General features: G+C 30.7%; 16 protein-coding genes. 5 read left to right on the forward strand and 11 right to left on the reverse strand.

From position 1 onward, the window contains the following. Window positions 1–19: 19 nt before the first annotated feature. From whiA to murB, 6 genes are all read right to left on the reverse strand, one after another. Window positions 20–994: a DNA-binding protein WhiA gene (gene whiA, locus JW646_RS07865; protein ID WP_228417208.1), complete on the reverse strand. Its 975-nt coding sequence runs from the start codon at window positions 992–994 to the stop codon at window positions 20–22. Between the two features lie 17 nt (window positions 995–1,011). Further along, window positions 1,012–1,437: an NUDIX hydrolase gene (locus tag JW646_RS07870; RefSeq protein WP_074919632.1), complete on the reverse strand. Its 426-nt coding sequence runs from the start codon at window positions 1,435–1,437 to the stop codon at window positions 1,012–1,014. A 65-nt stretch (window positions 1,438–1,502) separates the two neighbouring features. Further along, window positions 1,503–2,612, reverse strand: a complete 1,110-nt coding sequence (locus JW646_RS07875; RefSeq protein ID WP_074919633.1) for a gluconeogenesis factor YvcK family protein — start codon at window positions 2,610–2,612, stop codon at window positions 1,503–1,505. A gap of 12 nt (window positions 2,613–2,624) precedes the next feature. Further along, complete coding sequence (rapZ, locus tag JW646_RS07880) at window positions 2,625–3,482, reverse strand: RNase adapter RapZ (protein ID WP_074919634.1); 858 nt, start codon at window positions 3,480–3,482, stop codon at window positions 2,625–2,627. An 18-nt stretch (window positions 3,483–3,500) separates the two neighbouring features. Then, window positions 3,501–4,217 (reverse strand): PHP domain-containing protein, encoded by a 717-nt coding sequence (locus JW646_RS07885; RefSeq protein WP_228417210.1) that lies wholly within the window; start codon window positions 4,215–4,217, stop codon window positions 3,501–3,503. 3 nt (window positions 4,218–4,220) lie between these two features. Next, window positions 4,221–5,135 (reverse strand): UDP-N-acetylmuramate dehydrogenase, encoded by a 915-nt coding sequence (murB, locus tag JW646_RS07890; RefSeq protein ID WP_083399424.1) that lies wholly within the window; start codon window positions 5,133–5,135, stop codon window positions 4,221–4,223. 530 nt (window positions 5,136–5,665) lie between these two features. Between murB and fdhF the strand changes: the two genes are divergently transcribed. The 4 genes from fdhF to JW646_RS07910 are packed head-to-tail and all read left to right on the forward strand — an operon-like array spanning window position 5,666 to window position 10,372. Continuing rightward, window positions 5,666–7,816 (forward strand): formate dehydrogenase subunit alpha, encoded by a 2,151-nt coding sequence (gene fdhF, locus JW646_RS07895; protein ID WP_083399425.1) that lies wholly within the window; start codon window positions 5,666–5,668, stop codon window positions 7,814–7,816. Between the two features lie 60 nt (window positions 7,817–7,876). Then, the gene (locus JW646_RS07900; protein WP_148557017.1) at window positions 7,877–8,431 is read left to right on the forward strand and encodes a 4Fe-4S dicluster domain-containing protein; all 555 of its coding nucleotides are present in this window, start codon (window positions 7,877–7,879) and stop codon (window positions 8,429–8,431) included. Window positions 8,432–8,449: 18 nt separating this feature from the next. After that, on the forward strand, window positions 8,450–9,826 hold the full coding sequence (locus JW646_RS07905; RefSeq protein ID WP_148557016.1) for a [FeFe] hydrogenase, group A: 1,377 nt from the start codon (window positions 8,450–8,452) through the stop codon (window positions 9,824–9,826). Continuing rightward, window positions 9,827–10,372 carry a 4Fe-4S dicluster domain-containing protein gene (locus JW646_RS07910; protein WP_228417212.1) on the forward strand — a complete coding sequence of 182 codons (546 nt, stop codon included), beginning with the start codon at window positions 9,827–9,829 and terminating at the stop codon, window positions 10,370–10,372. 77 nt (window positions 10,373–10,449) lie between these two features. On the opposite strand, the gene JW646_RS07915 is transcribed toward JW646_RS07910, so the two are convergent. Beyond that, window positions 10,450–11,244 carry a formate/nitrite transporter family protein gene (locus tag JW646_RS07915; RefSeq protein ID WP_206925116.1) on the reverse strand — a complete coding sequence of 265 codons (795 nt, stop codon included), beginning with the start codon at window positions 11,242–11,244 and terminating at the stop codon, window positions 10,450–10,452. 243 nt (window positions 11,245–11,487) lie between these two features. Between JW646_RS07915 and fdhD the strand changes: the two genes are divergently transcribed. After that, window positions 11,488–12,285: a formate dehydrogenase accessory sulfurtransferase FdhD gene (gene fdhD / locus JW646_RS07920; protein ID WP_228417214.1), complete on the forward strand. Its 798-nt coding sequence runs from the start codon at window positions 11,488–11,490 to the stop codon at window positions 12,283–12,285. A 44-nt stretch (window positions 12,286–12,329) separates the two neighbouring features. On the opposite strand, the gene JW646_RS07925 is transcribed toward fdhD, so the two are convergent. From JW646_RS07925 to mobB, 4 genes are read right to left on the reverse strand one after another with little or no spacing between them, the layout of a single operon-like run. Next, window positions 12,330–12,821 carry a MogA/MoaB family molybdenum cofactor biosynthesis protein gene (locus JW646_RS07925; RefSeq protein WP_074919642.1) on the reverse strand — a complete coding sequence of 164 codons (492 nt, stop codon included), beginning with the start codon at window positions 12,819–12,821 and terminating at the stop codon, window positions 12,330–12,332. A gap of 1 nt (window position 12,822) precedes the next feature. Further along, window positions 12,823–13,257, reverse strand: coding sequence for an MOSC domain-containing protein (locus JW646_RS07930; protein WP_148557013.1), 435 nt, complete (start codon window positions 13,255–13,257; stop codon window positions 12,823–12,825). 13 nt (window positions 13,258–13,270) lie between these two features. After that, a complete protein-coding gene (moaA, locus tag JW646_RS07935) occupies window positions 13,271–14,248 on the reverse strand; it encodes a GTP 3',8-cyclase MoaA (RefSeq protein WP_228417216.1) in 978 nt (325 codons plus the stop codon). Between the two features lie 45 nt (window positions 14,249–14,293). Then, window positions 14,294–14,797 carry a molybdopterin-guanine dinucleotide biosynthesis protein B gene (mobB, locus tag JW646_RS07940; protein ID WP_148557012.1) on the reverse strand — a complete coding sequence of 168 codons (504 nt, stop codon included), beginning with the start codon at window positions 14,795–14,797 and terminating at the stop codon, window positions 14,294–14,296.

Here is a 14,797-nt window from a genome sequence, read left to right on the forward strand (position 1 = left end):
ATTATAACCCCCTTAATAATTAATTTTCATTATTATGTCCACTATCAAACTCTTTACTTCTCAACTCATTAGCTATTTCTTCTAATTTTTTTAATCTGTGATTTACACCCGATTTACTAATTGGAGGAGTTAATAATTCTCCCAACTCTTTTAATGTTAAATCTTCATTTTCTACTCTTAATAAGGCAATTTGCTGCAAGCTTTGGGGTAATTTACTTATACCCATTTTTCGTTCAATTAATTTTATATTTTCTACTTGTCTTACTGCCGCATTTACTGTCTTAGAAAGATTAGCTGTTTCACAGTTTACTATTCTATTTACATCATTTCTCATTTGTTTTAATATTTTTGTATTTTGAAGACTTAAAAGAGCTTGAAAACCTCCTATAAGACTTAGCAAATCTGATATTTGCTCACTTTCTTTCAAATATACAACATAAGAATTTTTTCTACATACTATTTTTGAATTTAAACCTAATGAGTTTATTAAATTCATTAAAGACTCTGCAAATTCTTCGTTACTAACAACAAATTCTAGATGATAATTTTTTTCTGGATCACTTATTGAGCCTCCACCTAGAAATGCTCCTCTAAGAAATGCCTTTTTACATTCCTCATCTTCATATACCCAAGATGGTATTGTGTGAGAAGGTAAAAAATCTTCATTTTTGTCTAATACGCCTAAAGTCTTCATTAACTCTTCAGATCCCATATCACTTTTCACAGTTAGCACATAGCTATTATTTCTCTTTAACATTTGATTTTTATTAACTACAATAGTTGTATTTATATTAAAATCAGATTTTAATATTTTAAAAACTTTTCTAGCTACTGAATTTAATTCTGTAGAAATTTTCAAGTTGATTTTTTTATACCCAGCAATTTGTATAGCACCAGCTAGTTTCGCTATTCCCGATAACTCAGCTTTTTTATAACATAAGCTTTCCGGCATTAATCTTGCCAGTTCATTTTTCGTTTCTGTAGAAAAAGACATACATACCACCTATTATCTTAGCTCTTCTTTAATCTTTTTTTTATTTCTTTTAAAGCCACCTTTATAATTTCTTTCTCATCATCATATTTTGCTAAATCAACAACCCTATCTATATGAATAAACTTAGCATCCACAAATCCTTCTTCTTTTTGTGGTACTGTGTCCATATTTTTAGACTGCATCAAATACCAAAATACAGTTTTATGAACAGCTCTATTTTCATCCCAATTTTCTTTGAAAGTATAATGTATCTCTCCAAGATATTTTAAGGTTTCGGCTTTTACTCCTGTTTCTTCTGACACTTCTCTTAATGCAGCTTCTTCGTTATTTTCGCCTTCTTCTACTTTTCCTTTTGGCAAAACCCAATCACCGTTAAACTTTCTTAGTAGAAGAATAGCATTTCCAAATAACACCACCCCACCGGCACTAATCTCTTCTCTCATAGATGTTCACTCCTTAAAACTAACATAATAATAAGGATTTCTACATAAAAATCTAAAATCCTTTTTTACCTTGCCCTGTCATAATCATGACTTAGTGCCAAATTATTAATTACTTCACATATAGAATCTGCGTGATGTCTAATATAGTCATTTTTAATTTCTATCAAATCTCCCTCGACTATTTTGATACCCATATTCTTTAATGCGATTCTTTGCATTTTATCTAATAACACCTGATTTGCTCCGTCTTTTTTATATTTTTCAAATTGATTATCAGGTATTATTTCATCGTTAGCTATAACATAGTCAATCAAGTTCTCTTTTGTATGTTTATTTATAGCTTTGATGTGGTCTAATACATCATATCCATCAGTTTCACCTGGTTGAGTCATTACATTAGGAATATATATCTTTGTAGCCTTACTTCCCTTTATAGCTTCAACCACACCCTCCACTAATAAATTTGGTATTATACTAGTATATAAGCTTCCTGGACCCATTATAATGTAATCAGCTTCGTAAATAGAATTAATCACTTCATTTAAAGGCTTTGCGTCTTTAGGCTCTAAGTATACTTCTTCAATTTTACTTTTTTGATTTCTTACTTCCCTAGGAATTTTAGATTCCCCTTTTATTATATTTCCATTATTTAGTTTGGCAATTAAGTCTATACTTTCCAGTGTAACTGGTAAAACCCTACCTGTTATATTAAAAATTTCACTTAATTTATAAACAGCCGTTTCAAAATTACCATATTGACCATTCATAGCTGCCAAAAAAAGATTTCCAAAGCTCTGTCCTTTTAGGCCACCTTCTTCAAATCTATATTGCATTACTTCTTGCATAGTAGGTTCAGTATTAGCTAGAGCTAACAAACAGTTCCTAATGTCTCCTGGTGGTAACATTCCTAAGTCCGATCTTAAAACTCCTGATCCTCCGCCATCGTCTGCAACAGTAACAACAGCTGTAATATTAGGTGTAATCTTTTTAAGACCTCTTAGAAAGATTGATTGACCTGTACCTCCACCAATAACTACTACATGAGCCTTCTCAACTTCAATAGTCTTTCTTGTAGTATCTTTTTTTACTTGTTTTTTTGCTTTTATAAAAAAAGCTATCCCTAGAACTAAGGTTACCATGCCTAGAATATCTATAATATAAGCCAAATATTTCATAGCTGCCTCCGCCTATCTTAGCATAAAATCTCTATGCTTCTTAACTACTCTGTATCCTTGTTTTATTAATTCATCACTTATTAAGTTAGATATTGTTACAGATCTATGTCTTCCACCTGTGCAACCTATACTTATAACTAGATGATGTTTTCCTTCTTCTATATATTGAGGTACTAAAAAATTAATCATGTCTAATAATTTTTCATAAAACTGATGACTTATATCAGAGTTCATTACATAATCTCTAACATCTTGTTCTTCACCTGTTTTACTTCTTAGCTCATCAATATAATAAGGATTTGGTAAAAATCTCACATCAAAAACTAAATCTGAATCTGAAGGTATTCCATGTTTAAATCCAAATGAAACCACAGATATAGTTAAATTATTATTAACCTCTCCATTTGCATAAATTTTACTTATTTCTTCTTTAAGGTCTTTAGGTTTCATATTAGAAGTATCTATTATACAATCAGCAATTTCTTTTAATGGCTCTAAAATTGCTCTTTCCATCTTTATACCTTCTGGTATCTGTCTATTAATTGATAAAGGATGATTTCTTCTAGTCATTTTGTATCTTTTTAATAAAATATCATCCGCACAATCTAAATATAGTACTTCAAAAGGATATTGATCCTTTCTTAAAGTGTTTAAACTTTCGTGTAACGCTTCAAAAAATTTTCTTCCTCTTACATCTATTCCTAATGCTACTTTATCTATAGTTGAGTTAGATTGATAGCATAATTCAGCAAACTTAGGAATTAAAGTAGGGGGTAAATTGTCTACACAATAAAATCCCATATCCTCTAGCGCTCTCATTGCTTCACTTTTTCCAGATCCAGAAAGTCCAGTAACTATTATAAATTTCATTTATAAACTCCCTTTTTATTAAAATTTAATATTTTCTATCAGTGATAAATCAATCTTTGCTTCTTTAATAGTGTTTAATGCTAAGTCAAAGTTACCAACATTTTGTGGAATATGAGCATCAGAACCTACTATAAAAGTATTTCCTATATGCTCAATTTTTTTTAGTTGCTCTACATTTAAAAATTTATGACTACTGTTTATCTCTAATCTAGTATTTGTTTCTTTTGCCACTTTTGCAATTTCTTCTATATATACATCACCCTTGTCTCCTGGATGAGTAATAACAAATATATCATTATTTTTCATAGCATTAATTATGGCTAAAGTATTGTATTCTTTTGACTTATTTGTTTTAAAAATATAATTATTAGCATGATTAAGTAGACCTTTTACGCTTGTTGGCTTTGATCCAAAGTGGTATCCAGCCATGACATAATCTAAAACTTTTCCTATTTTATCATCATAATCAATGTTTCCTTTATCATCTAATATATTACTTTCCACTCCCAATAATATTTTTATTTTGTCTTTATATTTTTCATTGAGAAAATCTATTTCTTCCCTCATTTTAAATATATCATTCTTCTTAATACCATAAGTTAGGTGATCATAGCTATGATCTGAAATTCCAAGAATCTCAACTCCTTTTGAAATAGCTACTTTCACATTTTCTTCTATTGTTCCTTTACCATGACTGTATATGGTATGTGTATGATAATCAGCTAGAATTTTCATTTATTAATCCTCTCCTAGAATCTTCACTTCTTCCTCTAACATTATACCAAATTTTGCATTTACTGTGCTTTTAACTATAAACATTAAGTCTAATACGTCTTTTGCATTAGCATCTCCAGGATTTATAACAAAACCGCAATGTTTCTCTGAAACTTGTGCTCCTCTTAAGCTAAGCCCTCTAAGTCCACAGTCATCAATTAGTTTTGCTGCAAAATACCCTTCCGGTCTTTTAAATGTACTTCCTGCACTTGGGAAGTTTAGAGGTTGTTTAGTTGATCTTCTATTTGCATAGTCTGACATAGTTTCTTTTATTTCATCAGCATTACCTGGTTGTAATTCTATTACCGCGGATAAAACTATATAGTCGCTAGTTGTTAATATGCTTTTTCTATACTCAAATTTCATTTCTTCATTAGATAGTTCAAATATATTACCTTCTCTATCCATAAGTCTTACAGTTTTTACAATCTGTTTCATTTCTCCACCATAAGCTCCTGCATTCATGGCTAATGCTCCACCTAAAGTTCCTGGTATTCCAGCTGCAAACTCAAATCCTGTTAAAGAACTTTTAAGAGCATTTCTACCTAATATAGATAACAAAGCACCACTTTGTGCCTTTATTATATTTCCTTCTATTTCATAATTATTAAAGTTATCTGACAACTCTATAACTATTCCTCTTATTCCACCATCTTTTACAAGAAGATTTGAACCATTACCTATAACTATAAAAGGTATGCTTTCTTCCTTTACAAATTTTATTACCTTACTTAATTCTTCCTCAGTCTTAGGTTTAAGTAAGAAATCTGCTGGTCCCCCCACTCTAAAAGATATATGTTTTTTCATTGGCTCATCTACCTTTATACTTTCTTCATCTAATATATTCAATAATTGTTTATATATAAATTCCTTGTTCATTATATTTTCCTCCCAAATCATGCACTTTATTAATTAATAATCAAATTTATATTGTAAATATTTTTCATACTTTCAAATTATACGTTTTATCCTTACTTTTAGTATATGCTTTTACTCAAAAAAGGATAAATTTTAATCATAAAATGATTTTACCACATATTTTTATAATATTTAATGAAAATTTCTTAAATCATTAGACCTATACAAATGTGTTAATTATCTATTACATATGTATTTTAATTTCATAAAAATGTAAATTTATGAAGTAACTTAATTCTATAAATACAAAACTATTATATTTTAACTCAAGTTGAATATGAAAATAAGAGGTGATATAATAAAATTAGTATATTTTAACATTTTCATACCTGAGACTAATTGACTAATAATTTTTAATTCAATTTTTATAATAAGTCTTCATCATCATTGTATTTAATATTTAAGCTTACCCATTTGCTCAATATTTTTCTTAATATTGAGCAAATATTATATTTATCAGTAAAGTATTTTAAAATAAGGGGGATAAACTCATGGAAAAAGAAGTTTTAACCACTTGTCCTTACTGTGGCGCTGGATGTCAATTTTACTTAGTAGTTGATGAAGAAAAAAATCAAATCATAAAAAGCAAGCCTGCCCAAGGAAGAACAAATGAAGGTACATTATGCCTTAAAGGTCATTATGGATGGGATTTCCTAAATGATCCGCAAATTTTAACTCCAAGACTCACTAAACCTTTAATCAGAAAAAATGGAACTTTAGAAGAAGTTGAATGGGATGAAGCAATATCTTATACCGCTTCTAAGCTAAATGAAATTAAAGAAAAATATGGTCCAGATTCAATAATGGGGACTGGTTCTGCCAGAGGCCCAGGAAATGAAGCTAACTACATTATGCAAAAATTTATGAGAGCTGCAATAGGTACTAATAATATTGACCACTGTGCCCGCGTTTGACATGCCCCATCTGTAGCCGGTTTGGCTTACTCATTAGGTAGTGGTGCTATGTCTAACTCTATACCCGAAATTGAAAATGCAAATTTATTACTTGTATTTGGATATAACGGTGCAGATTCTCATCCTATAGTTGCAAGAAGAATAGTTAGAGCAAAAGAAAAAGGAGCTAAAATAATAACTGTTGACCCTAGGGTTACAGAAACTGCAAGAATTTCTGATATGCATTTAGCTTTAAAAGGTGGAACTAATATGATTTTAGTTAATGCCTTTGGTAATGTTCTAATAAATGAAAATCTATATGACAAAGACTTCGTAGCAAATCATACTGACAATTTTGAAGAATATAAGAAAATTGTTGAACCTTATACTCCTGAATATGCCCAAAAATATACTAATATACCAGCTGATGCTATAAGACAAGCCATGAGAGAATATGCCAAGGCAAAAGATTCTATGATTCTATACGGCATGGGTGTTTGCCAATTCTCACAAGCTGTCGATGTGGTTAAAGGTTTGGCTTCTTTAGCTTTACTTACAGGTAATTTAGGTAGACCTAATGTTGGTATTGGACCAGTTCGTGGCCAGAACAACGTTCAAGGCGCTTGTGATATGGGTGCACTTCCAGACGTATATCCAGGATATCAAAAAGTCACTAATCCTCAAATCAGAGAAAAATTTGAAAAAGCTTGGGGTGTTACTCTTCCATCTGAAATAGGTGTTAAAATAACAGAAGTTCCTCATGCTGTTTTAGAAGAAAAGAAAATAAAAGCTTACTATATATTTGGTGAAGATCCAGTTCAAAGTGACCCAGATGCTTCTGAGGTAAGAGAAACATTAGATGCTTGTGAATTTGTTGTTGTACAAGATATATTCATGAACAAAACTGCTCTTCATGCTGATGTTATTTTACCTGCCACATCTTGGGGAGAACACAATGGTGTTTATTCTTGTGCCGACAGAGGTTTCCAAAGAATCAGAAAAGCTGTTGAGCCTAAAGGTGATGTAAAAACTGACTGGGATATAATTTGTAGAGTTTCTACTGCTATGGGATATCCTATGAAATATAATAGTACAAAAGAAATTTGGGATGAAATGAGAAGCTTGACTCCTAGCTTCTTTGGTGCAACTTATGAAAAAATAGAAAAACTAGGTTGTGTTCAATGGCCATGTAGAAGTGAGTCTGATGAAGATAAAGGTTCTGTATTCCTTCATAAAGATGGTAATTTCTCTACTGATAATGGTAAAGGTAAATTATTTGCCGCTGAATGGAGACCGCCTTATGAAATTGAAGATGATGAATATCCTTTCAGTTTATCAACTGTAAGAGAAGTAGGCCACTATTCTGTTAGAACAATGACTGGTAACTGTAGAACTCTTTCTCAATTAGAGGATGAACCTGGTTATTTACAGATAAATTATAAAGATGCACAAAAACTTAATCTTGAAGATAACGAAATAATCAGAGTAAGTTCTAGAAGAGGTAGCGTATTAACAAGAGCCCTAGTAACAGATAGAGTTCAAGAAGGAGCTACTTATATGACGTACCAATGGTGGGTAGGAGCTTGTAATGAACTTACAGTAGCTAGTCTTGACCCTATTTCTAAAACTCCAGAATACAAATATTGTGCTGTTAAAGTTGAAAAAATAGATGATCAAAATTATGCTGAAGAATGCGTAAAAAATACTTATAAAGATCTACGAATCAAAATGGGTGTTAAAAATATCTAATCGAGGAGACATTCAATCTAGTTTTTGATGATTATTTATATTAAAGAAAGGTGAAATAGTATGAAAAATAAATTAGGTTCATTTGTAATTGCTGACTCTAGTAAGTGTACTGGTTGTAGAGCTTGTGAAGTGGCTTGCTTCGCAACTCATAACAAAAAAAGTAACTCTGTCAGTTATACAGTTGGCACTGTAGAAATTCCTATAATTCCAAGACTTTATTTAGTTAAAGATGAAGACATTTGTATGCCTATACAATGTAGACATTGTGAGGATGCTCCTTGTTTAAATACTTGCGCTGTAAAAGCAATCTCAAGAATTAATGGTGTGGTAATTGTTGATGATGATAAATGTATAGGATGTAAAACTTGTTTACTGGCCTGTCCTTTTGGAGCTATCGACTTATTAACTCAGTTTAAAGATAAAAAACCTGTTGAACAAATTGCAATAAATGAAAGCAAAAAAATAGCTTATAAATGTGATTTATGCAAAGATAATGATAAAATAGCTTGCATAAATGCATGCCCTAATGAAGCTTTAAGACTTGTTACTCCTCTTGAAGATAAAAAAGAGAAAAACATAAAAGCTGCTTTGAATTTATTGTCAGCTACTAAATAGGATAAGGGGGATAAAAGTATGATAGTTAGTATAGATAAAGATTTATGCACAGGATGTCAAGAATGCGTAAAAGTATGTCCTGCTTTTGCAATTGAAGGAGATGCTGGTAAACCACAAGAAATAAACGAAGATCGCTGCGTAGTCTGTGGTCAATGTGTTCAAGTTTGTAAGTCCTATGCATCTATTATTGACCACGGTGAAGAACTTATAGAAAGTAAAAAATCCGAAAGAAAATTACCTAATGCAATTAATGAACCTCTATTTGCTGCTAATAATGTTTGTGATGTGGATAGAGTAAAAGAAGCTTTAAAAGACCCTAGTAAAATAACTATGGTTCAATGTGCTCCTGCTGTTAGAGTTGCTCTTGGTGAAGACTTTGGAATGGAATTAGGATCTTTAACTCCAGGCAAAATGGCTGCTGCATTAAAAGCTCTTAAGTTTGATAAAGTATATGATACAAACTTTGCAGCAGATTTGACTATTATGGAAGAGGGAAATGAGTTGATCAAAAGAGTTACAACAGGCGGAACTTTGCCAATGTTCACATCTTGTTGTCCAGCTTGGGTTAAATTTTTAGAAGATAATTATCCTGAATTAACAGACCATCTATCTACTTGCAAATCACCGCAGCAAATGGCTGGTGCTGTTTTCAAAACTTATGGCGCTGAAATTAATAATATTGATGCAAAAGATATTTATAGTGTTTCTATTATGCCTTGTACATGTAAGAAATTTGAATGTGATAGACCTGAGATGAAATCTAGTGGGTATAAAGACGTGGATGTAGTTTTAACTACTAGAGAATTAGCTTACTTAATAAAAGATGCTAACATAGATTTTGATACACTTGAAGAAAGTGCCTTTGAGAGTCCTTTAGGAGTGTATACTGGTGCCGGTACTATATTCGGTGTTACTGGTGGTGTTATGGAAGCTGCTCTTCGTACTGGCTATGAAGTTATAACTGGAGAAAAAATACCTAGTATAGATTTACCTGCTGTTAGAGGCTCAGAAGGTTTTAGAACTGCCCAAATAAAAGTGGGAGACTTAACCCTAAAAGTTGGTATTGTAACAGGTCTTAAAAATGTAGTTCCTGTTTTAGAAGACTTAAAATCAGGCAAACTAAGTTTAGACTTTATAGAGGTTATGACTTGTCCAGTTGGATGTGTAAGTGGTGGTGGACAACCTAAGTTATTATTAGAAGAATATAGAGAATTAGCTTATAATAACAGAACTGAAGCTACTTATGTTCATGATAAAAATTTACCACTAAGAAAATCACATGAGAATCCTGAAATAGCTAAGATATATGAAGAGTTTTTAAAAGAACCTTTAGGAAGTGTGTCTCATCATTTATTACATACTAAATATTGTGTAGGAAAGGAAGTGGCTAAATAAATGAATTATTTTGTTATAGCCGACCCACTAAAATGTATTGGTTGCAGAACTTGTATGGTAGCTTGTGTTGTTGAACATAGCAAAGAAAATATATTCTATCAAGACCCAAAGGATATAAATTTTAATCCTAAATTAGAAGTTGTAAAAAATGCTCAAGTTAGTGCTCCTATACAATGTAGACATTGTGAAGATGCCCCTTGTGCAAAAGCATGTCCTCACAATGCTCTTACTAAAGAAGGTAATTCTATAGTTGTTAATGAAGAAAAATGTATAGGATGTAAAAACTGTATGCTTGCCTGTCCTTTTGGTGCTATTAACTTAAACGATACAGAAAAAGGAAAACTTATTAACTTGGAAGATATTCCAAGGGATAAACTATTCTGTATAGAGAAAATGGTAGCCAATAAGTGTGATCTTTGTAGCAATTCAGAAGAAGGTCCTGCTTGCATGAAAGTATGTCCTACTTCTGCATTTAGAATTGTAACAGAAGAAGATTTGTCTACGTCTATAAAAAATAAAAGAAAATCTGCTACTGTCAGACTATAATTTCATTATTTTTTAATAAAAAATACTACCTTTTATTATACTAAAGGTAGTATTTTTATTTATAATTATATTCTCAATTATGATTCTTGTTTAGAAACCTTAGGTTCTTCTTTTAAATATGCATAGTTATACAAGAAAGGTATTATTATACCTCCTCCAATTATGTTTCCAATTGTTACAAATACTAAATTTTTAACAAGTGCCGCCATAGTAACTTTAGCACCTAGTAACATTCCCATTGGAATAAAAAACATATTTGCCACGCTATGCTCAAATCCACATAGTACAAATAACATTACTGGGAACCAACAAGCAAATATTTTTGATACTATATCTTGAGCAGCTGCTGCAAGCCATACACCCAAAACAACTAAAATATTACATAAAATTCCTCTAAGTATTAATGTTGCAACATCCAAGGACGCTTTTCCCTCAGCTATCGCTATGGCTTTTGTGCCTGCATCTCCACCTAAAACTCCTCCATAAAATACTATTAGTGCTAAAATTAAAGAGCCAACTAGGTTTGCTACCCACACTATACTCCAGTTTCTTGACATTTGTGATACTGTTATTTTTTTATTCATAACAGCTAATGTCATTAAGTTGTTACCAGTAAATAATTCTGCTCCTCCAATAACTACTAACATAAGTCCAACGGGAAAGACAGCCGCTCCCGCAAATTTAGCCAAACCCGGATCTATATTCCCTAGAGTTTGGCTTATTATTGTATTAGCTAATCCTCCGAATGCAATATACATACCTGCCAAAATTCCTAAATAAATCATTGGCGATGTTTTTAAGTTAGCTTTTCCCACGCCAACATTTATCATCGTATTAGCTATTTCCTTGGGTGTCAAAAATCTCTTTTCCATAAAATTAACCCCCTTCTTACAAGTTTATTACCTTTACATTAATTATAGCAATATTTTAACGAAATATTTAGTTTTCTAACATGTATACATTATTCTTAATGCTAAAATACTTGTCTATTTTTTAATATAAGCCTAATGCAATTAAAAAAATGATACAATTAAAGTATTATATAGGTGTCTCAATATAATTCTATCTCCATTTAGCTATCTCCTATATTTATTTTTTTATTTGGAGGTTTTTAAATGACAAGTTTTAACGTAAAAGATCATGATTATTTAGCAAATTATAAATACGACTATTCTTTTAAGTTTCCTTTGATAAAGGTAAATAATTTTCATAGTGTTTATAGTGATGATACAGTTGTTGCAGAGTTTCCCCTTGGCCTAGTTGTTAACGGTAAATATGAAAATACATTTTTGTGTACCCCCTTTAAACTAAAAGAGTTGGTTGTTGGATATTTAAGTTATAAAAATTTGATTAATTGCAAAGATGATATTTTAAATTTTGAAATAAATGATAATAAAAAAATTGCTTATGTAAATGTTAATGATTCTAATATGAGTTTTTATGAAGATACTCTTTTTCTAAATGATTATGACTTCCTAAAAGCTAATCCTATTTGTAATGATAATTTTAAAATTAATGCTAGTGATATATATGAAACAATGGAAAACAATTTAAATTTATCTCAATTGTTTAAAAGTACTGCAGGTGTCCATTGCGTTAGCATTTATGGTGATAATCAACTAATCATTGCATGTGAAGATGTAGCAAGGCATAACGCCCTTGATAAAGCAATTGGTCACTGTATCTTAAATGATATTCCCCTAGATAATAAAGTTATATTTGTAAGTGGAAGACTCTCATTTGAAATGATAAAGAAAGCTGCAAGGGTTAAAGTTCCTATAGTTGTTGCTAAATCAGCCACTACAAGTTTAGTAATAGAGACAGCGCAAAAGCTAAATATCACTTTAGTTGGTTTTGTACGTGACAAAAAAATGAATATTTATACTAACTCACATAGAGTATTATTGAAATAATTAAAAAGGGACTGAATTTATACACAATTTCAGTCCCTTTTTAATTATTTTCTCCCACACTCATTTGCAGAACCTTTTAATATATCAATGCCATGATTCAGAGCAGGCATAATACATTCCATACTTTCTTTAACAGCTTTTGGACTTCCTGGCATATTAATTATTAAAGTTTCCTTTCTTATAACAGATACTCCTCTACTAAGCATAGCTTTTGGAGTAAACTGCATACTGTAGCTTCTTATAGCTTCTGATACGCCCGGTACAAGTTTTTCAGCTATCTCTAGTGTTGCTTCAGGAGTGTTGTCTCTTTTAGAAAAACCTGTCCCTCCAGTGGTTAAGATTAAATCTACAATATTTTCATCACATAATTGTTTCATCTCACTTGAAATCATATCTTTATCATCAGGCAAAACTTTATAATATACTACTTTGTATCCAAAGCTAGACACTATTTCTTTTATTTTTGGACCACTTTCGTCTACTCTTTCTCCCTTAGATCCTTTATCACTGGCTGTTATTATTCCTACTCTATACATATTATTCTCCCTTAATTACAATTTCATCGCCTGGTTTTATTGTTCCACCATGCAAGACTCTTGCAAATATACCTTCTCTTGGCATTATGCAGTCACCCATTTTCTTAAATATCTCACATCCATTATGACATTTCTTACCTATTTGAGTAATTTCTAACACTACATCATTACATTTAAATATTGTTCCAACTGGAATATTCTTAAGATCATACCCTTCCACGACTAAGTTTTCTCCAAAAGCTCCTGACTCTACGCCTGCTCCTAATTCATTAAATGCCACAACCTTTTCATACGATAATAAACTTACTTGTCTATGCCATTTTCCAGCATGAGCATCATCTTGTAATCCAAAATCTTCAATGAATATTCCTTCATTTACACTCTTCTTTTGTACTCCTTTTTTTTCACTCAAACATACAGCAATAATTTTTCCCATTGTTAATCTCTCCTTATCCCCCAATTTGTACCATATTTTTATTATCTATATTTTCTAAATTGCTATCATGATAAAAGTTGTGTCCTAATGGCTTGTTTCTTATAGCATGATATATCATGTTTTCCAACTCTTTATCTGTAATATCACTTCTTATTGGTGCTTTTAAATCTATACCTTTATTATAGTGCAAGCATAATTTTAAAAATCCATTAGCTGTAAGCCTTACTCTATTACAAGTTTCACAAAATTCATTACTAATAGCACTTATTAAACCTATACACCCTTTGAAGTCATCATTTTTATAATATACTGCCGGTCCATTTCCCCTTTTTTCTTTTACTTTTTCAAACGAACCATACTCATCTTCTAATAAACCTAATATTACTTCATTAGAAATACCCGTATAACTTTTACCATATCCTATAGGCATTAGTTCAATAAACCTTACATCTATATTATTATACTTAGAGTAAGCTGCAATTTTAACTATTTCCTCTAAATTATATTCTTTTATAGCTAGACAATTTATTTTAACCTTCACACCTAAATCAATAAGCTTATCTATGGCCATAGAAACATTTTCGTATTTATCACGTCTCGTTATCTTAAAAAATTTTTCTTTCTCCAAGGTATCTAAACTTATATTAACCGCACCTACTCCTGCCTTGTATAATTCATCTGCCATTTCATATAATAGAACTCCATTAGTTGTTATAGTTACTTCATCTATACCATCAATTTTTTTTATTTCTTTAATTAAGCTAATTATATCTTTTCTTACTAAAGGTTCACCTCCCGTAATTTTAATTTTTTTAATTCCTAAATTCGCAATACATTTACAAATTCTAATAATTTCATCATAGGATAAAATTTCTTCATGAGCAATATTTTCTATTCCTTCTTCTGGCATACAATAAACACACCTAAGATTGCATCTGTCTGTAACTGATATTCTCATATAATCTATTTTTCTATTTAGTTTATCTATCATAAACATCCCCCATTTGTAGATTAAAATATTTATTTATAAATTCATTTAATACCCATACTTATTCATATAGTCTAATATTTTTTCAGTTATTAAATCTATATTATTTAAATCTATTAAGTTGTAATTTCCATCTATAGCATTTAAATCTGATAATATTCCTATTAAGTTTTTCTCATTACATACAGGTCTATTTGAATTACCTTTTCTTACAATCTCTAATTTAGGATAGTTAGAAGATTTAAATCCTTCTAAAAATATAATGTCTGCTTCTGGAAACATCTTGATAAAAAAAGTTTCATCTACAGATTTTTCTTCCTTTATTATCATAAATCTATTATTTGAGAATATGGCAGTACCAAAGGCTCCTGCCTTCTTGTGTTTATATGTATCTGTTCCAGCTTCATCTCCTTGAAAATCATGTCCGTCATGCTTAATTGTTGCAACCTTATAACCTTTATTACAGAACTTTGGTATAATTTGTGTGATTAATGTAGTTTTACCAGAATTTTTACATCCACAAATAGCAATTAAAAATGGTTTATTAGTCAT

The organism is Terrisporobacter hibernicus (assembly GCF_020809405.1).
GTDB classification, from domain to species: domain Bacteria; phylum Bacillota; class Clostridia; order Peptostreptococcales; family Peptostreptococcaceae; genus Terrisporobacter; species Terrisporobacter petrolearius.